This window comes from Komagataeibacter rhaeticus (genome assembly GCF_003207855.1).
GTDB lineage: Bacteria > Pseudomonadota > Alphaproteobacteria > Acetobacterales > Acetobacteraceae > Komagataeibacter > Komagataeibacter rhaeticus.
In genome coordinates this window covers 36989-57227 of the sequence record NZ_NKTZ01000003.1, presented here as the reverse complement: position 1 = coordinate 57227, position 20239 = coordinate 36989, and the positions used below count along the sequence as shown (strand labels likewise).

Annotated in this window: 17 protein-coding genes; 16 read left to right on the top strand and 1 reads right to left on the bottom strand. The window is 63.4% G+C overall.

What is annotated here, in order from left to right; all coding sequences use genetic code 11:
* Nucleotides 1-114: 114 nt before the first annotated feature.
* The 4 genes from CFR78_RS04530 to CFR78_RS04515 all read left to right on the top strand — a co-directional run bounded on the left by CFR78_RS04530 (nucleotide 115) and on the right by CFR78_RS04515 (nucleotide 5050).
* Nucleotides 115-1467 carry an NAD(P)-dependent oxidoreductase gene (locus CFR78_RS04530; RefSeq protein ID WP_039998771.1) on the top strand — a complete coding sequence of 451 codons (1353 nt, stop codon included), beginning with the start codon at nucleotides 115-117 and terminating at the stop codon, nucleotides 1465-1467.
* Between the two features lie 11 nt (nucleotides 1468-1478).
* Nucleotides 1479-2753, top strand: coding sequence for an NAD-dependent dihydropyrimidine dehydrogenase subunit PreA (gene preA, locus CFR78_RS04525; protein WP_007398335.1), 1275 nt, complete (start codon nucleotides 1479-1481; stop codon nucleotides 2751-2753).
* A 41-nt stretch (nucleotides 2754-2794) separates the two neighbouring features.
* On the top strand, nucleotides 2795-4066 hold the full coding sequence (locus CFR78_RS04520) for a M20 family metallo-hydrolase (RefSeq protein ID WP_034927882.1): 1272 nt from the start codon (nucleotides 2795-2797) through the stop codon (nucleotides 4064-4066).
* A 237-nt stretch (nucleotides 4067-4303) separates the two neighbouring features.
* Nucleotides 4304-5050: a DUF72 domain-containing protein gene (locus tag CFR78_RS04515; protein WP_034927727.1), complete on the top strand. Its 747-nt coding sequence runs from the start codon at nucleotides 4304-4306 to the stop codon at nucleotides 5048-5050.
* 17 nt (nucleotides 5051-5067) lie between these two features.
* On the opposite strand, the gene CFR78_RS04510 is transcribed toward CFR78_RS04515, so the two are convergent.
* Nucleotides 5068-6303 (bottom strand): NupC/NupG family nucleoside CNT transporter, encoded by a 1236-nt coding sequence (locus CFR78_RS04510; RefSeq protein ID WP_034927725.1) that lies wholly within the window; start codon nucleotides 6301-6303, stop codon nucleotides 5068-5070.
* Between the two features lie 191 nt (nucleotides 6304-6494).
* Between CFR78_RS04510 and CFR78_RS04505 the strand changes: the two genes are divergently transcribed.
* From CFR78_RS04505 to CFR78_RS04450, 12 genes are all read left to right on the top strand, one after another.
* A complete protein-coding gene (locus CFR78_RS04505; RefSeq protein WP_034927722.1) occupies nucleotides 6495-7112 on the top strand; it encodes a GrpB family protein in 618 nt (205 codons plus the stop codon).
* Between the two features lie 131 nt (nucleotides 7113-7243).
* The gene (locus CFR78_RS04500) at nucleotides 7244-7780 is read left to right on the top strand and encodes a TetR/AcrR family transcriptional regulator (protein ID WP_034927878.1); all 537 of its coding nucleotides are present in this window, start codon (nucleotides 7244-7246) and stop codon (nucleotides 7778-7780) included.
* A 74-nt stretch (nucleotides 7781-7854) separates the two neighbouring features.
* A complete protein-coding gene (gene shc, locus CFR78_RS04495) occupies nucleotides 7855-9948 on the top strand; it encodes a squalene--hopene cyclase (RefSeq protein ID WP_051671995.1) in 2094 nt (697 codons plus the stop codon).
* Nucleotides 9949-10086: 138 nt separating this feature from the next.
* Nucleotides 10087-11724: an MFS transporter gene (locus tag CFR78_RS04490; RefSeq protein ID WP_034927717.1), complete on the top strand. Its 1638-nt coding sequence runs from the start codon at nucleotides 10087-10089 to the stop codon at nucleotides 11722-11724.
* Nucleotides 11725-11740: 16 nt separating this feature from the next.
* On the top strand, nucleotides 11741-12817 hold the full coding sequence (locus CFR78_RS04485) for an HlyD family secretion protein (RefSeq protein WP_034927715.1): 1077 nt from the start codon (nucleotides 11741-11743) through the stop codon (nucleotides 12815-12817).
* The gene (locus CFR78_RS04480) at nucleotides 12804-14342 is read left to right on the top strand and encodes an efflux transporter outer membrane subunit (RefSeq protein ID WP_371440404.1); all 1539 of its coding nucleotides are present in this window, start codon (nucleotides 12804-12806) and stop codon (nucleotides 14340-14342) included. The genes CFR78_RS04485 and CFR78_RS04480 overlap by 14 nt, the downstream gene beginning before the upstream one ends.
* Nucleotides 14343-14351: 9 nt before the next feature.
* Nucleotides 14352-15080 carry a pirin family protein gene (locus tag CFR78_RS04475; protein ID WP_034927712.1) on the top strand — a complete coding sequence of 243 codons (729 nt, stop codon included), beginning with the start codon at nucleotides 14352-14354 and terminating at the stop codon, nucleotides 15078-15080.
* 204 nt (nucleotides 15081-15284) lie between these two features.
* Nucleotides 15285-15869 (top strand): PadR family transcriptional regulator, encoded by a 585-nt coding sequence (locus CFR78_RS04470; protein WP_034927872.1) that lies wholly within the window; start codon nucleotides 15285-15287, stop codon nucleotides 15867-15869.
* Nucleotides 15870-15897: 28 nt separating this feature from the next.
* Nucleotides 15898-16512, top strand: coding sequence for an O-methyltransferase (locus CFR78_RS04465; protein WP_034927709.1), 615 nt, complete (start codon nucleotides 15898-15900; stop codon nucleotides 16510-16512).
* Nucleotides 16513-16543: 31 nt separating this feature from the next.
* Nucleotides 16544-17320: a siderophore-interacting protein gene (locus CFR78_RS04460; RefSeq protein WP_007398349.1), complete on the top strand. Its 777-nt coding sequence runs from the start codon at nucleotides 16544-16546 to the stop codon at nucleotides 17318-17320.
* 205 nt (nucleotides 17321-17525) lie between these two features.
* On the top strand, nucleotides 17526-19004 hold the full coding sequence (locus CFR78_RS04455) for an MDR family MFS transporter (RefSeq protein ID WP_181417496.1): 1479 nt from the start codon (nucleotides 17526-17528) through the stop codon (nucleotides 19002-19004).
* An 85-nt stretch (nucleotides 19005-19089) separates the two neighbouring features.
* Nucleotides 19090-20100 (top strand): glycosyltransferase family 32 protein, encoded by a 1011-nt coding sequence (locus CFR78_RS04450; protein WP_258365925.1) that lies wholly within the window; start codon nucleotides 19090-19092, stop codon nucleotides 20098-20100.
* The last annotated feature ends 139 nt before the right edge of the window (nucleotides 20101-20239 follow it).

Here is a 20239-nt window from a genome sequence, read left to right as displayed (position 1 = left end):
CGCGTGGCAGGATGGCATCCCGATCAAGAAACCTGATCATATGGTCAGAAAAATATTGCGATCGGTTACCGATGCCCCCTATGATCACTCCATCAGAAAGTTGTTGGAGCTGTCATGCCGCAGGGTCCCGATATAGCGCCCGGTCGTCTTACCGATGCCGAGCTTGCGCTTAATTTTTCCGATGCTCACCCGCCGCTCACACATGCCCAGGCCGTGGTTGAAGCTGATCGCTGTTTCTACTGCTACGATGCGCCATGCATCGAGGCCTGCCCCACGGGCATCGACATCCCGCGTTTCATCCGCGCCATAGCGACGGACAACATGGCGGGTTCGGCCAGGGTCATCCTTGAATCCAACATCCTGGGCGGTTCCTGCGCCCGTGTCTGCCCCACCGAGATCCTGTGTGAGCAGAAATGCGTGCACAATACGCGTGAGGAAGGCCAGCCCATCCGTATCGGCATGCTCCAGCGCCATGCCACCGACTGGCAGATGGAGCATGGTGGCCAGCCCTTCACGCGCGCGCCGTCCACCGGCAAGCGCGTCGCCATCGTGGGTGCGGGGCCGGCCGGCCTTGCCTGCGCGCACCGTCTGGCCATGCACGGCCATGACGTGATGATCTTCGACCGCCATGCCCTTGCCGGCGGCCTGAACGAATACGGTGTTGCCGCCTACAAGCTGGCGGACGACTTTGCCCAGCGCGAGGTTGATTTCCTGCTGGCCATCGGCGGTATTTCCTTTGCCGGGAGCGAAGTGCTGGGCCGCGACATGACGGTCGCCGGCCTGCGGCGCGAATATGATGCCGTGTTCCTGGCCGTGGGTCTGGCGGGCGTGCGTTCGCTGGGGATCGAGGGCGAGGACCTTGATGGCGTGATGGACGCCGTCGACTTCATCGAGGGGCTGCGCTCGACCAGCAAGCAGACCGTGCCGGTCGGTCGCCGCGTGGTGGTGATCGGTGGCGGCAACACGGCGGTGGATGCCGCGGTCCAGGCCCGCAGGCTGGGGGCGGACGAGGTGACACTCGTCTACCGTCGCGGGGCGGAAAACATGTCCGCCACGCCAGTGGAGCGCGAATGGGCACAGACCAACGGCGTTACGGTCAGGCTGTGGGCATCGCCCGTGCGGCTGGTGGCGCGTGACGGCGCGCTGGCGGGCATCGAGTTCGCCCGTGGCGCCAAGGGGGCCGATGGCCGCGCCACGTATGATGCGCAGGACACCTTCATCCAGGAGGCGGACATGGTGCTCAAGGCCGTGGGCCAGACCTTCCTGCCCGATCCGCTCAATGGCGAGAGCATTGCCATTGCCGGTGGCCGGATCGTGGTGGACGAAAACGGTGAGACCACAATGCCGGGCGTTTATGCCGGGGGTGACTGTACCCCGGGCGAGGATCTGACCGTGGCGGCCGTGCGGGACGGGCGCAACGCGGCGGAAGCAATTCACGCGGCCTTCACGGCCGCGGTGGCGAAGTAAGGAAACCGGACATGGCTGATCTACGCACGAATTTTGTTGGTATCCGCTCGCCCAACCCGTTCTGGCTCGCTTCGGCACCGCCCACGGACAAGGAATACAACATCCGCCGCGCGTTCGAGGCGGGCTGGGGTGGCGTGGTCTGGAAAACGCTGGGTGAAGACCCGCCGGTGGTCAATGTCAGCTCCCGCTACGGTTCGCTGGACTATAACGGCACCCGCATGATCGGGCTGAACAACATCGAGCTGATTTCCGACCGCCCGCTGGCCACGAACATTGCCGAAATCAAGTCCGTCAAGCGTGACTATCCCGACCGCGCGGTCGTGGTCAGCCTGATGGTGCCCTGCGTGGAGGAAAGCTGGAAGGCGATCCTGCCCATCGTGGAGGAAACGGGTGCCGATGGCATCGAGCTGAACTTCGGCTGCCCGCATGGCATGTCCGAGCGCAACATGGGCGCCGCCGTGGGCCAGGTGCCCGAATATGTGGAAATGGTCACGCGCTGGTGCAAGCAGAACACCCGCATGCCCGTCATCGTCAAGCTGACGCCCAACATCACCAACATCCTGATGCCCGCGCGCGCGGCGCTGCGGGGCGGGGCGGATGCGGTCTCGCTCATCAATACCATCCAGTCGGTCATCGGGGTGGACCTGGACCTGATGGCCCCGATGCCCACGGTGGACGGCAAGGGCACGCATGGTGGCTATTGCGGCCCGGCGGTCAAGCCCATCGCGCTGCGCATGATTGGCGACATTGCCCGTGACCCCGAACTGGCACGCCTGCCCATTTCCGGTATCGGCGGCATCGGTTCGTGGCGGGACGCGGCGGAATTCCTGGCCATGGGTGCGAGCACGCTGCAGGTCTGCACGGCGGCGATGCATTACGGCTTCCGCATCGTCGAGGACATGGCCGATGGCCTGTCCGCATGGATGGACCAGAAGGGCTACGCCACCATTGATGACGTGACCGGGCGCGCGATCGAACGTTTCGTGCCGTGGAACCAGTTGAACATGAAGTTCAACACCATCGCCAAGATTGATCAGGATGCCTGTATCAAATGCGGCCTGTGTCACATTGCATGCGAAGATACCTCCCACCAGGCGATTGCAAAGACCCGGGTGGACGGTGAGCGGCATTACGAGGTGATTGATGCGGAATGCGTGGGCTGTAACCTGTGCGCGCATGTCTGCCCTGTCAGTGACTGCATAACCATGCAGCCCCAGCCGGTTGATGGTGTGCTGACATGGCCCGAGCACCCGAACAACCCCGCCCGCGTGGCAGTGGAGTCGTAACGGACCCCGCAAGGATGGTGGCCCAGCATGGAAGGAAGCTTATGACACAGCAAAACACCGCCCCACATGGCAGCAATATCGGCATCGATGGCCAGGCCCTGTGGGCGGACCTGATGGAAACCGCCAGATTCGGGGGCACGCCCAAGGGCGGCGTGCGCCGCCTGACGCTTACGGCGGAAGACAGGCAGGTGCGTGACTGGTTCGCGCGCACCTGTGAAGCGCTTGGCTGCACGGTCACGTTCGATTCCATGGGCAACCAGTTTGCCCGCCGCCCGGGGCTGGACAACAGCCTGCCGCCCATCACCATCGGCAGCCACCTGGATACGCAGCCCACGGGCGGCAAGTATGACGGTATCCTTGGGGTTCTGGGCGGCCTGTCGGTGCTGCGCGCGCTGGAGCGGTCGGGTTATGTGACCCGTCACCCGATCGAGGTGATCAACTGGACGAACGAGGAGGGTTCCCGCTTTACACCCCCCATGATGTGTTCGGGCGTGTTCACCGGCGTATTTACCGAACAGGAAGTGCTGGACAAGCGCGACCGCGCGGGCAAGCGTTTTGGTGATGAACTGGAGGCCATCGGCTATCGCGGCAGCGAGCCGTGCGGCCAGCATCCGGTCACCGCCTATTTTGAACTGCATATTGAGCAGGGGCCGATCCTGGAGGCCGAAGGCAAGACCATCGGCATCGTGACCGGCGTGCAGGGTGCCCGGTGGTATGAGGTTACGGTAAAGGGCAAGGATGCCCATGCCGGCTCCACCCCCATGCCCATGCGCCATGACGCGCTGTTGGCTTCCGCGCGGATGATTGAGGCCGTGAGCCAGGTGGCCTGTGCGCACGCACCCACTGCGGTTGGCACCGTGGGCCTGATCGAGAACCGCCCCAACAGCAACAACGTGGTGCCGGGGGAAGTGTTCTTCACCATCGACATGCGTGACCCCGATGACGCGGTCGTGCGCCAGATGGAGGAGGAACTGTACAGCCAGCTGCCCGAGATAGCCCGGCGCAGCAATGTAGAGATGGAAATCGTACGGATCTGGGATGCCCCTGCCGTGCATTTCGATCCCAAATGCATCGGCATGGTCGAGGCTGCGGCAACGGAAAGCGGTTACGGCGCCCGGCGCATCGTATCCGGGCCGGGGCATGATGCCGCCTACATGGCGCGCGTGACCCCCACGACCATGATCTTCGTGCCCTGCGCGGATGGCCTGAGCCATAACGAGGCCGAAAGCATTACCGAACAGGATGCGGCGGCTGGCGCGGGTGTGCTGCTCAAGGCCATTCTCAAGGCGGACGCCGCGTTCAACGCGGGCTGACGGCACGCAGGCCAGCGGGCCGCCCGTAATGGCGGCGCCGGCGTGCGTAAGATGAATGGCAGGCCGGCACGCAGCCTGTCCAGGGACGTGCCGGGTGAAGCTCTGTTCAGGACGCTTCGGCGGGTGTCGCCTTTTTGAAAAAAAGGTGACACCCGGAGATTTTTACTTTTTTATCAAACATCTGTTGGCAGGCAGTCCATAAGGCTGCACGTTACCGGGGCAGGGGAGGAAGTGCCCATGTCCATTCGCGTCGGTGTTGCAGGCTGGTCGATCCCATCGGCACTGTCCGGGCTGTTCCCTGCTTCTGGCACGCATCTTGAACGCTATGGCGCCCGTTTTGCGGCGGTCGAGATCAACAGCAGTTTCTATCGCCCGCACCGGCGCACGACCTACGAACGCTGGGCCGCAAGCGTGCCCCCTGCATTCCGCTTTGCCGTCAAGCTGCCCAGAACCATCACGCATGAGCATCGCCTGGTCAACTGCCATGCCCTTATGGAACGTTTTGTGGAAGAAACGGATGGGCTGGGCGCACGGCGTGGTCCCATCCTTGTCCAGCTTCCCCCCGGTTTCGCCTATCCCGGTGAGTGCGCCGAACGTTTTCTCAGTGACCTGAAAGCCATGGTTGCGGGTGCTGTCGTGCTGGAGCCAAGGCATGCAAGCTGGTTCCTGCCCCAGGTTGATCTCATGCTGAAACGGCAGCAGGTCTCACGCGTGGCGGCGGACCCGCCCCGGGCCTCGCCCGCCGCACGGCCCGGTGGCTGGGAAGGGCTGGCCTATTTCCGCCTGCACGGCAGCCCGCGCATCTACCAGTCACCTTATGGAAAAGAGGCCATTGCAACCCAGGCGGCCGTCGTTACGGCTCTGGCCCGGCGCGGTAGCGATGTCTGGACAATCTACGACAACACCACCTATGGCGCCGCCACGCAGAACGCCCTGGACCTTATGGGCATTCTGGCCGAAGGCAAAACCCCGCCACCAGCCTGAGCCGGTTCTGGGCAGGGCTATGGCAGGATGATCCCCGCGATCGCCGCACTCATCAGGTTGGACAGCATGCCCCCCAGCACGGCGCGCGCGCTTTTGCGGGCGACTTCTTCCCGCCGTTCGGGGCACTGGCTGCCAAAGGCGGCAACCAGCAGCCCGAGCGAACTGAGATTGGCGAAGCCACACAGCGCCAGCGAGGCGATTGCCGCCGCCCGCTGCGACAGGCGCCCGGCCTGAATGTCGGGTCCCAGATGCAGGTAGGCGACAAATTCGTTCAGCACCACCTTCAGTCCCAGCACCGAGCCCACCGTGCTGCATTCCGCGCCGGGTACCCCCAGCAGCCACGCCACGGGGGAGAAGATGAATCCCATCAGATATTCCAGCGACAGTCCCGGCAGCCCGACATACCCCCCCATGGCCTGCAGCATGCCATTGACCAGCGCGATCAGCCCGATACAGGCCACCAGCATGGCGGCCACCGCCATGGCGGTGTGGGCGCCCTTCAGCGCGCCTTCCATCACGGCTTCAAAAAAGGCGCGGTGATAGGCGCGGCCCGCCGCGCCGACCGGGCTGACCGGCGCCCCCGGCGGCCGGGGTTCCAGCAGCTTGCCAAACAGCAGCCCGCCGGGAATGGCCATGAACGATGCCGCGACAAGATATTCCGCCGGAACCCCCAGCCCGAAATACCCGATGAGCGTAGCCCCGGATATGGACGCCGTGCCGCTGCACAGGGTGCTGAACAGTTCCGTCGTGCTCATGGTGGCAAGATAGGGGCCAAGGGCTACCGGCAGTTCGCTCTGGCCAACAAAGATGGTGATGATCGCGCCAAAGGATTCAACGGGCGACGTGCCCAGCAGCCACTGTACCCCCCGCCCCAGCACACGGGCAAAGGTCTGCATGATTCCGAAATGGTAGAGAATGGCGATCAGGGCGCTGACATAGACCAGCGAGGGCAGGACCTGAAAGGCGAAGATGTAGGACCCATCGGGAAAGATTTCGTGCATGCGCGGCCCGACCAGCGCCCCGAACAAAAAGCGCGCGCCCTCGCCACCATAGGACAGCACGCCGGTCACCACGCCCGCAATCGCCTTGAGCAGCGCCTGACCCGCGGGCACGCGCAGCACCAGGACCCCGATGGCGGCCTGCAGCAGCAGGCACGATACGATGATGCGCGCATTGATACGCTTGCGATCCGTGGAAAAGATGATACCGATACAGATCAGCAACAATACGCCAAAATAGCCACGGATATGCATGTGGAACCCTTCAGGCTGCGGGCGGGAAATGATGTTTTCTGACCAGATGGTTAGGTTATCGTAACAGCATCGCCTGCGCCGTCAAGCAGCAGCCCGCCAGCCCGTGGCGCAGGCGGTATCCCGTCTGTCCACCGGCGCGACAGGGCTGGCGCGCGTCATCCAGACCCCAGAAATACCCCCGAGGCCCCCCGATGAACCATGACCCGCAACTCTGCACCGATCCATGCCAGATCATGACCTTCGCATCAGGTGACCCGGGGGAGAATCCGTGGGTCAGGGGCAGGCCACCACAGGAAGCCATCACGATACAGCCATGGTCCCCACAATGGGCGGAGCAGTTTGCCACGGCCCGTGACGCGATCCGGACAGCACTGGGGGACAGGGCGCTGGCGGTTGCGCATGTGGGGTCCACGGCGGTGCCGATGCTGGCGGCCAAGCCCGTCATTGATATTGACTGCATCATGGCCGACCCGGAGCGCGAAGACACCTATATTCCGCAGCTTGCCGCGCTGGGTTACTGGCTGAGCGTGCGCGAGCGCGGATGGTACGGCCACCGGATGCTGCGTCATGACATGCCGCGCCTCAACCTGCATGTCTTTGGCCCCGCATGCCCCGAGCATGCCCGGCACATCCTGTTCCGCGACTGGCTGCGCACCCACCCCGATGACCGGGAACGCTATGCGCGCGTCAAGGAGCATGCGCGGCAGGGTGTGGCCACGGTACAGGAGTACAACCGCAACAAGCAGGATGTGATCCATGCCATCTACCAGCGGATATTCGCTGACCGGGGCTGGACCGGCGCGGCCTGAGCCGTGGCCTTGCGGTGCATGGCCCGCGCGGTACCCCGGGGCGCGGGGTGTATCGGGTAAAATACGGGTTGCGTCCGCCCGTGGCGATGGTTTAATTCCATCCGGACGGAATGAAACTGCCGGGGGAACACATGGCGCGTCCCAGAACCATAGACCGTGAAAGCGTGCTGGACAGCGCCGAACAGCTTGTGCAGCGCCAGGGGGCGGCCGCCCTTACGCTGGATGCCGTGGCACGGGCGGCGGGCATTACCAAGGGCGGGCTGCAATACTGCTTTGGCAGCAAGGATGACCTGATCACCGCCCTGATCGACCGCTGGATTGCGGGATTCGACGCGCAGGTGGCCCGCCATGCCGGGCCCAACCCCACGCCGGGGGCGCGGGCGGCGGCCTATGTCATGGCATGCAGCCAGTCCGATGCCACGACCCACGCGCGGATGGTCGGCATGTTGGTCACGCTGCTCCAGTCGCCCCGGCACCTGCAACGGGTGCGGGACTGGTATGCAGGCTGGTTTCATGACTGCATGCCTGATTCGGAAGCGGGACGCCGGGCCGGCACCGCGATTTTCGCGGCCGAAGGGGCGTTTTTCCTGCGCTGCCTCGGCTTTGTTGAAATGGACGGGGCGCAATGGCAAAACGTCTTCGCCAATTTCCTGAAGCTGGCTTCGTGAAAAACCGGATGCCCTGACCACCGCAGACACGTTCTTTCAGACCCATCATGACATTTCTCACAGGTACGGAAAAAATGAACAAGGAAAGTCGTCCTTTCCCTCCCGGCACCACAGGCCCCGTTTCCGGCAAGGCGCCACAGGCCACGGACGGGTCCTTCCGCGCGCTTGACAACAGTCTCAGCCATGCGCTTTCCGCCGCCTGTGACTGGCTGATCGGCCAGCAGAAACCCGATGGCCACTGGGTGGGGCCGGTTGCGTCCAATGCCTCGATGGAGGCCGAATGGTGCCTTGCCCTGTGGTTCCTTGGCCTTGATGACCATCCGCTGCGTCCGCGCCTGGGTCATGCGCTGCTGGAAATGCAGCGCGAGGACGGGTCGTGGGGCATCTATTACGGTGCGGGCAATGGCGACATCAACGCCACGGTCGAATCCTATGCCGCCCTGCGCTCGCTGGGATATGCCGCGGATGAACCGGCACTGGCCAAAGCCGCTACATGGATTGCCAGCAAGGGGGGGCTGCGCAACATCCGCGTGTTCACCCGCTACTGGCTGGCGCTGATCGGGGAATGGCCATGGGAGAAGACGCCCAACCTGCCGCCGGAAGTCATCTGGTTTCCCAACAAATTCGTCTTTTCCATCTATAATTTCGCGCAGTGGGCGCGGGCGACGCTGGTGCCGCTGGCCATCCTGTCCGCCCGCAGGCCGGCCCGCCCCCTGCGCCCGCAGGACCGGCTGGACGCGCTGTTTCCCGGCGGGCGCGCGAATTTTGACTATGAACTGCCCCGCAAGGAGGGGCGTGACCTGTGGGCCAGCTTCTTCCGCACTACCGACCGTGGCCTGCACTGGCTCCAGTCGCGCGTCATGAAGAAAAGCAGCCTGCGCGAGGCCGCGATCCGGCACATGCTGGAATGGATCATCCGCCATCAGGATGCCGATGGTGGCTGGGGCGGCATCCAGCCACCATGGGTGTATGGCCTGATGGCGCTGCATGGCGAGGATTACCAGTTCCACCACCCGGTCATGGCCAAGGGGCTTGCGGCGCTGGATGATCCCGGCTGGCGGCATGACCGGGGGCAGGCCAGCTGGATTCAGGCCACCAACAGCCCGGTATGGGACACCATGCTTGCCATTATGGCGCTGCATGACGCGGATGGGGAGACACGTTTCACCCCCGAGATGGACAGGGCGCTGGGCTGGCTGCTGGACCGGCAGGTGCGGGTGAAGGGCGACTGGTCCATCAAGCTGCCGGATGTGGAGCCGGGCGGCTGGGCCTTTGAATACGCCAATGACCGCTATCCCGACACGGATGACACGGCGGTGGCGCTGATCGCCCTCTCATCATGCCGCAACCGTCCCGAATGGCAGGCGCGCGGGGTGGAGCCCGCCATTAAGCGCGGGGTGAACTGGCTTGTCGCCATGCAGAGCGAAAGCGGCGGCTGGGGCGCGTTTGACAAGGACAACAACCGCTCGCTGCTGGCCAAGATTCCGTTCTGTGACTTTGGTGAGGCCCTTGACCCGCCTTCCGTTGACGTAACGGCGCATGTGCTGGAAGCCTTCGGCGTGCTGGGTCTGCCGCGTGACATGCCCGCAATCCGGCGTGGCCTGGCCTATATCCGTGCCGAACAGGCGGCGGATGGCCCATGGTTCGGCCGCTGGGGGGTCAATTACCTGTATGGCACGGGTGCCGTGCTGCCTGCCCTTGCCGCCATAGGCGAGGACATGACCCAGCCCTACATCACCAGGGCCTGTGACTGGCTGGTGGGCTGCCAGCAGGCGGATGGCGGCTGGGGTGAAAGCTGTGCGTCCTACATGGAAATTGCCGCCATCGGCCATGGGCCGACCACGCCCTCACAGACCGCCTGGGCCCTTATGGGGCTGATTGCCGCCCACCGCCCGCAGGACCATGCGGCCATCGCGCGCGGCTGCCGTTACCTGATCGACCTGCAGCAGCCTGACGGGCGGTGGGATGAAAAGGAGTTCACCGGCACCGGCTTCCCCGGTTATGGCGTGGGCCAGACCATCCGGCTGGATGACCCGGCCCTGTCACAGCGGTTGCAGCAGGGGGCGGAGCTGTCACGCGCGTTCATGCTGCGTTATGACCTGTACCGCCAGTTCTTCCCCATCATGGCGCTCAGCCGTGCCGCGCGCGTGCTGAAGGCCGCGGGCTGATCCGGCCCCTGCGCCCCGGGGCTTTCCGCCGGGGCGCAGGGCACGAGGCCCCATAAGGTTTTCATTCCGAAAATCGAAATCGTCGCCTGTCACAAATGGGGGTTGTCGGGTCTGGCCGCATCGGGATCAAGTGCGGGCATGAACACCCTCGCTCCTGCCCCGGCTTCCGGCGGGCCTGTCATCCATGCCGCGCCGCCACGGCCGTCCTACATCCCGCCTTTTGGCATACGGACGGTCATCGGCTGCCTTGGCATGCTTCTGGCCGTCCATGTGGCGGGATTCAACGAACACGTAACCGAAATCGGCCTGTCCGACATTCGTGGCGCGATGCATATCGGCCACGATGAAGGCACGTGGGTCATTGCGATATACGAGGCGTTCAACATTGCCGCCATGGCGTTCACGCCGTGGTTCTACATGACGTTCTCGATCTACCGCTTCTCCATCTTCATGACGGCGATGCTGGCGCTCCTGTCCATCCCCGCGCCGTTCATGCCCGATGTGACATCGCTGTGCATCCTGCGCGCCTTCCAGGGGCTGGCGGGGGGCTGCCTGCCGCCGGTGCTCATGACCGTCATGCTCAAATACCTGCCGCCCCAGATCCGCGTGTTCGGCATTGGCGGCTATGCCATGAGCGCCACCTTCGGCCCCAACCTTGGCCTGCCGCTGGAAGCCTTCTGGTTCGAGCATGTCGGCTGGCACTGGCTGTACTGGGAGATCATTCCCACGGCCGCCGCCGCCATTGCCATGATGGCCTATGGCCTGCCGCGCGACCCGATACATCTTGAGCGCTTCGAGAAGTTCAACTGGCTGGGCATCCTTGTGGGCCTGCCCGCCATCTGCTCGCTCGTCATCGTGCTGTACCAGGGGGACCGGCTGGACTGGTTCCGCTCCCCGGTCATTACCGACCTTGCCTTCTGGGGCGGGGCGGCGTTCATCGTGTTCGTCATTAACGAGGCGTATCACCCCAGCCCGTATTTCCGCATCCAGTACTGGCGCTCGCGCAATATCCAGGCGTCCCTGCTTTCGCTGGTGGGGATACTTGCCATCTGCGCGATGATGGGGGACATCCCGGCCACCTATCTTGCGGGCGTGCGGGGTTACCGGCCGATACAGACGGCCCCGGTCTCGCTGGTGGTGGCACTGCCGCAGCTGATCATGCTGCCGCTCATTGCCGCCATCTGCAACAGCCGCCGGGTGGACTGCCGCTTCGTGCTGGCAGGCGGCATGCTGTGCCTTGCCGCCGCCGCGTGGCTGGGCACGTGGCTGACGGTGGACTGGGTGCGCGATAATTTCTACCTGATCCAGATATTGCAGGTCTTTGGCCAGCCGATGACCGTCATCCCCACGCTCATGCTGGCCACCATGGCCATGGGACCGGCCGACGGGCCGTTCATCTCGGGTATGGTGAACATGCTCAAGGGGCTGGCCAATGCGGTGGCGTTTGCCCTGTTCGGCGCACTGACGCGGCGGCGCGAGCAGTATCACTCCACCATGCTGCTGGACCATCATGGCACCCACCAGCTTGCGCTCCAGGGCATGGGCGACCCGATTGGCCGGCAGCTTGCCCCCACATCACCCGACAGCGCGCATGTGGCCCGCAACGCGCTGCAGGTATTCCACACCTATGTGCATGAACAGGCGCTGGTACTGGCGCTGGATGACATCTACTACATCCTGATCTGGGTGTGCCTGTTCTATGCCGTCATGAACCTTGTCCTGCCGCGCCGTGTCTATCCGCCACAGGCGCCTTCACCCGCTGCTCCAGCCCGTTAACCCGGAATTACCGATCATGATTTACAGGAAACCGCTGCTTTACGCAGGCTGCGCCGCTGCCGTGCTGGCCCTTGTCGCCTGGGGGGGCGCGCGTGCGGTCAATGGCGATGGCATCAACCAGTACACCAACGATGCCTATGTCACGGCCGACTTCCCCACCGTCGCCCCCAAGGTCTCGGGCCGCATAGACCGCGTGATCGCGCAGGATAACGAACAGGTCCACGCGGGTGAGGAACTGGCCCATATCGAGGATGACGACTACCGTGCCGCCCTGGACGTGGCGCGCGGCAACCGGCAGGCGGCGCAGGGTGACGTGAGCAACCTTGAGGCCGAACTGGCCCGGCAGGATGCGGTGATTGCGGGTGCCCGCGCCGCCGTGCAGTCCGATGAGGCCGACCTGGCCTTTGCCCGCCTCAATGCCGCGCGGTACCGCAACCTGTCATCGGGCGGGGCGGGCACGATCGAGCAGAAGCAGCATTCCGAGGCACAGGAAAAGGAAGCCCAGGCCGCCATCGCACGCGACAGCGCGGGCGTGGAGGCCGCCATAAGGCAGGTGGACGTGATCAGGGGCCAGCTTGAACGTGCCCGTGGCCTGCTGCTGCGTGCGCAGGGGGATGAGAGGCAGGCGGGACTGAACCTGTCCTACTGCACCATTCCCGCCCCCATGGATGGCGTGGTGGGCGAGCGTGGCGTGCGCGTGGGCAACTACGTGCATGCGGGCACCGGCATCCTGGCGGTCGTGCCCACGTATGAAGCCTATGTGCTGGCCAATTTTCAGGAAACCCAGCTGACAAAGGTGCAGACCGGGCAGGCCGCCACCATATGGGTCGATACCTTTCCCGGCCATCCGCTCAAGGCGCATGTGGACTCACTGGCGCCCGCCACCGGTGTTGCGTTCGCCCCCATCCAACCCGACAACGCCACCGGCAACTTTACCAAGGTGGTGCAGCGCATCCCGGTCAAGCTGACATTCGACCCCGGCCAGCCACTGGCCGACCGCGTGCGTGTTGGCATGTCGGTGGAAGTGAACATTGATACCGCATCAAAACCCGAGGGTCCGCATGCCAATGATGCCCGTTATGTCTGGCAGTAACGCGGTGCGGCGCCTGTTCGCGGGGGGGCTGTCGGCACTGGCGCTGGCAGGCTGCACGGTCGGCCCCACCTATCACAAGCCACAGGTCAAGGCACCCGCCGCATGGCGTGAAACCCAGCCCCCGGCGGAAAGCACGCCCGGTACGGCCTCGGCCGACCCGCAATGGTGGAAACTGTTCAACGACCCGCTGCTGACCCGGCTGGAAAACGAGGTGGCGGCGTCCAACCTGGACCTGAAGGCCGCCAGCCTGCGGCTTATGCAGAGCCAGGCGGAACGGCGGATCGCCAGCGCGGCCCAGTTCCCGCATGCGGAGGCCAATGCATCCTACGGGCGTGAACGTGCCAGCACCAACGGCGTGCTGGGGCTGCTGGGCACGATGGAACGCGAAGGCACCGGCTCCATCGCATCGGGCACGCAGGGCTTTGGCCCCACCGCGCTGCCCGGCAGCGTGGGCAACCCGTCGTTCAACCTGCCGCAATACGGGATGAATGCCTCATGGGAAGTGGACCTGTGGGGCCATGTCCGCCGGCAGGTGGAAGCGGCGACGGCGGCGATGCATGCGACCGAGGAAATGCGGCGTGACATCCTGGTCTCGCTCATGGCGGAAACCGCGCAGGATTATATCGACCTGCGGGCCACCCAGACCCAGATCGGCATTCTTGAACATAATATCGCCATTGCCACCAACAGCGTCCGCCTGACCACCCTGCGCCTGCAGCAGGGGGCGGCCACACGGCTGGATGTGGCGGAGGCAACGGGCCAGCTTCACACCTTTACCGCCCGCCTTGCGCCGCTGAAGGCACAGGCCACGCATCTGCTCAATGCGCTGAGCTTCCTTGTGGCGCGCGAACCCGGCGCGCTGGATGCCGGGCTTGGGCCGGTTGCGCCCATCCCGGTGGTGCCCGCCACCATTCCCGTCGGCCTGCCATCGGAACTGGCCGAACGCCGCCCCGATATCCGCATGGCGGCGGACCGGCTGCATGCCGCCACCGCCAGTATTGGTGTCGCGATTGCCGATTTCTTCCCCCGCATCACGCTGTCGGGCAGCCTGGACGTGCAGGCGCTGCAGTTCAGCGGGCTGGGGTCATGGGCGTCGCGCCAGTACGGTTTTGGCCCCACGGCAACACTGCCCATTTTTGAGGGCGGGCGCCTGACCGGGCAGCTGCACCTGCGGCGCGCGCAGCAGAAGGAAGCGGCGACGATGTTCCAGCGCACGGTGCTCAAGGCGTGGCAGGAAATCGATGATGCCATGGCCGACTTCACGGCGGCCCAGAAGCGGCGTGACGAGCTGACCGAAGCCGTGCATGAAAACGAAATTGCGGTGGAAACGGCCAAGGCGCAGTATGTGCAGGGATCGTCCGACTTCCTGAACGTGCTGACATTGCAGAACGCGCTCCTGTCCTCCCAGAGCGCGCAGGCGGATGCCGAAGCGCATGTGGCGGACGCGGTCACGCGGCTTTACCGTGCGGTTGGCGGTGGCTGGCAGGATCTCTACCCGGAGAAGAAGGCAAAAAAACATGGCTGAGGCAGGCATATGATGGACATAAGGCGCGCGGATACGCTGGGCACCGCGCATTCGGATGGCCTGGCCCTGCGCTGCCACTTTGCCTTTGCCGATTATCAGGACCCCGCGCACATCCATGATGGCCGCCTGCGTGTGCTCAATCTGGGGCAGATCGGGGCGGGGGCGACCTATCATCTGGGGCCGGAAGCCAGTGTCGATATCGTGACATGGGTGCGGGCAGGCAGCCTGCGCGGGCGGATGGACGGGTGTGACCCCCAACCGGTGGAGGCCGGTGGCGTGCATCTGGCCAGTACGGGCGGCGGATGCGCGGGTGTGGACTGGTGCGCGGGGGCCGATGGGGCCAGCTTCATCCAGTTCTGGCTGCTGGCCGATATCAAGGGTACCACGCCCGCGCAGGAAACCCGTACGGCCCTGCCGGGGGGCGATGGCGGTTTTGTGCTGCTGGCCTCGGGCTTCCCCGAGGATGACCCGGAGGAAAGCGGCGTCGTGGCCGATGGCGCGCCGGTAGCCCTTAGCGCGCGGGCACGGCTGGCCCATGCCGCGATTCCGGCGGGGGAGGGCGCGGCCTATGGCACCTGCATGGGGCGTGACCTTTATGTTGTGGTGGTGTCCGGCACCATCAGCATTGGGGAGGATATTCTTGATCAGGGTGATGCGGCGGCACTGACGGGGGCCACGGACCTGACCGTGATCGCGCGGCGCGACGCGGTCGTGCTTCTGGTGGATGTTGCAGCCTGAACAGTGTTTTGAAGTAATGCTTTGAAAAATAACAAAATATTTTGGGTGCCGCCTTTTTTCAAAAAGGCGGCGCTGTCCGAAGCTTTTTGAAAAAAGCGCCACCGGAAACCTTTTCATGTTTTGCCGGGCATTTCAGGCGGCGGGTCTAAAAAATATATTCAGATATATCTTGAATTTCGATATATCTGGATGTATATCGGATTCATGAAACACGAAAACAGACACGCAGGCGGTCGTAACCGCCAGACTTTCTCCCCCGAGGGGCCTGCGGGCCATGGCGGTCATGGCCGTCATCATGGCCGGGGCGGTGGACGCGGCGGGCGCCACAGGCTGTTTGATTATGGGGAGATGCGTCTCCTCGTTCTCAGCCTGATCGCGGAAAAACCGACCTACGGCTATGAACTGATCAAGACCATCGAGGAAACATCCGGTGGCAGCTATACCCCCAGTCCCGGCGTGATCTATCCCACGCTGACCTGGCTGGAGGAAGCGGGCCATATCGGCCCCGATACACACGAAGGCCGCAAGACCTACCACATCACGCCCGAAGGCACGGCCTTCCTTGCTGCAAACGGGGCACTGGTGACGGAAATCCTTGCCCGCGCCGCAACAGCGGAACCGGAAGGCCGCGGCGGGCGGCGTAATGTCCCGCTGCCGGTCATGCGCGCGATGGAGAACCTCAAGACCGCGCTGCGCCTGCGCCTGCGCAACGGCGGACTGGACCCGCAGGCGGAGGAAAAGGTTGCCGCCGTGCTGGATGAAGCCGCCCGCGCGGTCGGGCAGATATAACACACACCAACCAGCCGGGAGCACGCGCATGGATGACAGGATGATGGCGGTTCTTGACCTTTATCACGAGCGCATGCGCGCCGAACGCAGCCAGCCCCGGGTGGAACCGCCGGGCGGGCGTGATGGCGGCCACGACCAGCGCATGCGTGCCATCGGGCCGGAAACCGGGCAGTTGCTCAATATCCTTGCCCGCAGCCTTGAACGCCCGCGCATGCTCGAACTGGGCACGTCGTTCGGCTATTCCACCCTGTGGCTGGCCGATGCCGCGCGGGCCACGGGCGGGCGGCTGACCACCATGGAACTGCATGGTTACAAATCCGCTCACGCCCGACAGATGGCGGCACGCGCCGGGCTGGATGCATGGACCGACTTCCGTGTGGGGGACGCCGTGCGGATGATCGGTGAACTGGGCGAAAAGGTCGATTTCGTCTTCGTGGACCTGTGGAAAGACCTGTACCTGCCCTGTCTGGAGGCATTTTATCCCCGCCTCAGCCCCGGTGCGATCATCGTGGCCGACAACATGATCCGCCCGGGGACAGACGACGTGAAGCGCTATGCCCGCGCCATCCGCGCGCTGCCGGGCATGTCCAGCATCATGCTGCCCGTCGGCACCGGAATCGAGGTCAGTCGCTTCCTGCCCTGATACGCGCGGCCCCGCGCCAAGGAAATCGCATATGCATGTCCCCATAACCCCTGCCACGCAGCCAGATGCCCCCGTCATCCACCGCGTCCGCCATGAACTGCACCGCCGCAGCCTTGACGTGGTGGCGGTGGAGCGGCTGAGCCCGCACATGATCCGCATAACCCTTGCGGGCGCGGATCTGGCCGGTTTCACCAGCGCGTCGCCCGATGACCATATCAAGATATTCATTCCCGGCCTGGACGGTGCGCCCGTGCGGCGCGATTACACGCCGCGCCGGTATGACCCGGGGGCGGGCACGCTGGTCCTTGATTTCGTCAACCATCATGGCGGCCCCGCCGCCGCGTGGGCGCGGGCGGCAAGGGTGGGGGACCGGCTGGACATAGGCGGCCCCAAGGGGTCGCAGGTGATCGTGGCCACGGACTGGCTGCTTGTGGGGGATGAGACCGCGCTGCCCGCCATTGGCCGCAGGGTGGAGGAACTGCCCGCCCATGCCCGCGCCACCACGGTCGTGGCCGTGCCCGGCGCGGCGGATGAGCAGGTATTCCAGACCGCAGCCCGCCATACGGCCCACTGGGTCCATCGCCCCATGGCGCACGCGGATCAGGCGCGGGCCATCCTTGCCGCCCTTGATGGGCTGGAGATGACGCGGCGTACCTTCGTATGGGTGGGGGCGGAAGCCGGCGTGGCCAAGGCGGTGCGTCAGTACCTGCTGGACCGGCGCGGGCTTGATCCCCGCTGGATCAGGGCCGCGGGCTACTGGGTAAAGGGGCGGGCGGATGCATCGGTCAGGGATGTCGGCAGCCCGTAGCCTGGCCATGTGGCTATGTTTTTGGGTAAGGGTTTCACACTGACCCGTCGATAAAAGATGATGGAAGCTTTTCAAGAAAATTCACCAAAAACTTCCTTATGATTTGCAGCCTGTTTCAAAGCCCGGTTTTTTGAAACAGTTTCTGACGGTACAGGACAACTTCGTGCAGCCTTCCTCCACGCTCCATTCCCATCCAGCACCCGCAATGCGCCCGCTTGTTTTCACCGGCCTGATTCTGACCATGATCATGGGCGCGCTTGACCAGAGCATCGTCTCGACCGCGCTGCCCACCATCGTAAGCGATCTGGGGGGGCTGGCGCGTATGTCGTGGGTGGTGACGGCGTTCATGCTGACCTCCACCATCGCCACACCGCTTTATGGCAAACTGTCGGACATGTTCGGCAGGCGTCCGCTGCTGGCGTTCAGCATCGGGGCTTTCCTGCTGTCCTCCCTGCTGTGCGGCATGGCGCGGGACATGTGGCAGCTTATCGTGTTCCGCGGGTTGCAGGGCGTCGGGGCGGGGGGACTCATGACCCTGTCCCAGACCGTTATTGGCGATATGGTCAGCCCGCAGCAGCGCGGTCGCTACCAGGGGCTGTTTACGGGGGCGTTCGGGGTCAGCAGCGTGGCCGGGCCGTTCATGGGCGGTGTGCTGACCAGTGCCCTGTCATGGCGGTGGGTGTTTCTGGTCAACCTGCCCATCGGGCTTGTGGCCTTTGCGCTGGTCATGCTGGGTCTGCCCGCGGGCCGGGCGGAAAACCGGCCGCGCATCGACTACATGGGCGCAGCCCTGCTGGCCGGGGGCACGGCGGGGTTCCTGCTTCTGTTCAATTCCGTCGGCACGTCGCTGGCATGGACCGCGCCGCTGACATTCGTGCTGCTGGGGGCAAGCATCGCGCTTTTTACGCTGTTCATCATGCAGGAGCGGCGCGCGCCGGAACCGCTGGTCAGTCTTGACCTGCTGCGTATTGCCGATTTTTCCGTGTGTGTGGCGGCGACGGGGATCATGTCGTTCGCGATGATGGGGTCGATGGTTTTCCTGCCGCTGTACTACCAGCTCGTACTGGGCCTGACCCCCGCCGCATCGGGACTGATGATGCTGCCACAGGTGGGTACGATGATGGTCAGTTCCGTGCTGGGGGGCTATGTCTCGTCGCGCACGCAGCGTTACGAACTGCTGCTGGTGACTGGCGTGGGCATTGAATTCCTCTCCCTTGCCCTGATCGCGCTGTGCGCCCGCCATGGTGCGGCGCCGCCCTTCTTCCTGCTCGGCCTGGGCTGCCTGGGGGTTGGTATGGGGATTGGCATGCCCAATGCCACGGTCATCATCCAGAATGCCGTGCCCGCCGCACGGCTGGGCATTGCAACCGCCATGATGGGGTTCATCCGCTCGCTGGGCGGTGCGCTTGGTGTTGCCCTTTCGGGCGGGGTGATGGCGCTGACGCTGCAGAACCGGCTGGACGCGCTGCCCGGCAGGATTGATGCCGCCACCATCCTGCAAAAGGGCATGGTGGCACTTGATGCCCTTTCGCCCGCCCTGCACGGGCAGGTCAGCGCGGCCTACAAGGGGGCCATCAGCGCCAGCCTGAGCGTGAGCGGCAGCTTCATGTGCCTGGCTTTTTTCATGATCGTGGGACTGATGCTGCGCAAGGGCAGGATGCGCCGGGCCACGCCCGCGGACTGACGGCAGGCGCGGGCCTGCCCGCAGGGCCGTGTTCAAATTTTTTTAATCAGTTTAATATAGACATTGTCAATATTGTCAGTTGACGATGGATATTATGATAGTTTCGCACTTTTTTACATTTCTGTGCATTGATAATGGTCGGATCTATCAGGCAAACATATGCGACTTCAAGGAAAATCAGGCAAGAATAGCGTCCGTAACGGATATCGTCCATTGCGGGTATGCGATCACGCCCCTGGCTGGCCAGACGGGGATTGCCTTTACAAAGGGCACCCTGTTCATGTCGGCACTGCCAGACGGTTCGGTCACGCATGTGCCCCATTTACTGGGATGGGAACGGTTTCGTGTTTTTGACCGGTATCGTCCTTTTCAGGTGCCGTCCCTGCGCGCATCCGGTGAAATTCCACGGATCATACACCAGACGGATTCCTGTTCCTTTGTCCGGGAACAGTTTAAGAAAAACAGTAACGCAATAAGGGCGGTCAATACCGATTGCGACTATATTTTCTATTCTGAAAAAGACAGGCATGATTTCATATATAATCATTTCGGCTGGGAAATCCTGAATTTCTATATGAAAATCCATCCCGCCTATGGCGCGGCCCGCGCGGATCTATTCAGGTATCTGTGCATTTATAAATGTGGCGGGATTTACTTGGATATGAAGTCCGGGACCGAAAAACCATTTTCGAATATAATAAGGGACAGGGATGAAATCCTATTATCGTGCTGGGATTCCAAAAAATCTGACAGGTTTCACGGATGGGGCAGGGGAGCGGAAATATCCCATGCGAAAAACGGCGAATTCCAGCAATGGTTTATTATAAGCAGGCCCGGAAACAGGCTGCTTGAAAAAGTCATCAACCAGGTCCTGGCGAACATTGCCCTCTATGAGGAATCCATACATGGCGTGGGAAGGCAGGCTGTGTTCCAGACAACAGGCCCCTATGCCTTTACACGGGCCATACTGACGAACCTGAACAACACGCATTATAGAATAATAGATTCCGAAATGGAAGGAATCATCTATAACAACATAACAAATTATGAAAAAACCAGCCGTTATGACATGAACAGATTCTCACTTACAATATAAACGAATTCCTGTTCATCTTCCATTTTGCCGTTTCGCCATAAAAAACTGTTCCACGCAATATCTGTAAAACATGGGAAAGGTATTGGTGAAGCTTTTTCCAAAAATATTCAGGAGATGCCGCCTTCCTGAAAAAAGCGGC

Excerpts from the sequence above, each read along its gene's own strand:
- preA (WP_007398335.1), top strand. The coding sequence starts at position 1,479 with ATGGCTGATCTACGCACGAATTTTGTTGGTATCCGCTCGCCCAACCCG.
- CFR78_RS04470 (WP_034927872.1), top strand. The coding sequence starts at position 15,285 with ATGAAACACGAAAACAGACACGCAGGCGGTCGTAACCGCCAGACTTTC.
- CFR78_RS04500 (WP_034927878.1), top strand. The coding sequence starts at position 7,244 with ATGGCGCGTCCCAGAACCATAGACCGTGAAAGCGTGCTGGACAGCGCC.
- CFR78_RS04510 (WP_034927725.1), bottom strand. The coding sequence starts at position 6,303 with ATGCATATCCGTGGCTATTTTGGCGTATTGTTGCTGATCTGTATCGGT.
- CFR78_RS04460 (WP_007398349.1), top strand. The coding sequence starts at position 16,544 with ATGCATGTCCCCATAACCCCTGCCACGCAGCCAGATGCCCCCGTCATC.
- CFR78_RS04490 (WP_034927717.1), top strand. The coding sequence starts at position 10,087 with ATGAACACCCTCGCTCCTGCCCCGGCTTCCGGCGGGCCTGTCATCCAT.
- CFR78_RS04515 (WP_034927727.1), top strand. The coding sequence starts at position 4,304 with ATGTCCATTCGCGTCGGTGTTGCAGGCTGGTCGATCCCATCGGCACTG.
- CFR78_RS04520 (WP_034927882.1), top strand. The coding sequence starts at position 2,795 with ATGACACAGCAAAACACCGCCCCACATGGCAGCAATATCGGCATCGAT.
- CFR78_RS04475 (WP_034927712.1), top strand. The coding sequence starts at position 14,352 with ATGATGGACATAAGGCGCGCGGATACGCTGGGCACCGCGCATTCGGAT.
- CFR78_RS04465 (WP_034927709.1), top strand. The coding sequence starts at position 15,898 with ATGGATGACAGGATGATGGCGGTTCTTGACCTTTATCACGAGCGCATG.
- CFR78_RS04450 (WP_258365925.1), top strand. The coding sequence starts at position 19,090 with ATGGATATTATGATAGTTTCGCACTTTTTTACATTTCTGTGCATTGAT.
- CFR78_RS04480 (WP_371440404.1), top strand. The coding sequence starts at position 12,804 with ATGTCTGGCAGTAACGCGGTGCGGCGCCTGTTCGCGGGGGGGCTGTCG.
- shc (WP_051671995.1), top strand. The coding sequence starts at position 7,855 with ATGAACAAGGAAAGTCGTCCTTTCCCTCCCGGCACCACAGGCCCCGTT.
- CFR78_RS04485 (WP_034927715.1), top strand. The coding sequence starts at position 11,741 with ATGATTTACAGGAAACCGCTGCTTTACGCAGGCTGCGCCGCTGCCGTG.
- CFR78_RS04455 (WP_181417496.1), top strand. The coding sequence starts at position 17,526 with ATGCGCCCGCTTGTTTTCACCGGCCTGATTCTGACCATGATCATGGGC.
- CFR78_RS04505 (WP_034927722.1), top strand. The coding sequence starts at position 6,495 with ATGAACCATGACCCGCAACTCTGCACCGATCCATGCCAGATCATGACC.
- CFR78_RS04530 (WP_039998771.1), top strand. The coding sequence starts at position 115 with ATGCCGCAGGGTCCCGATATAGCGCCCGGTCGTCTTACCGATGCCGAG.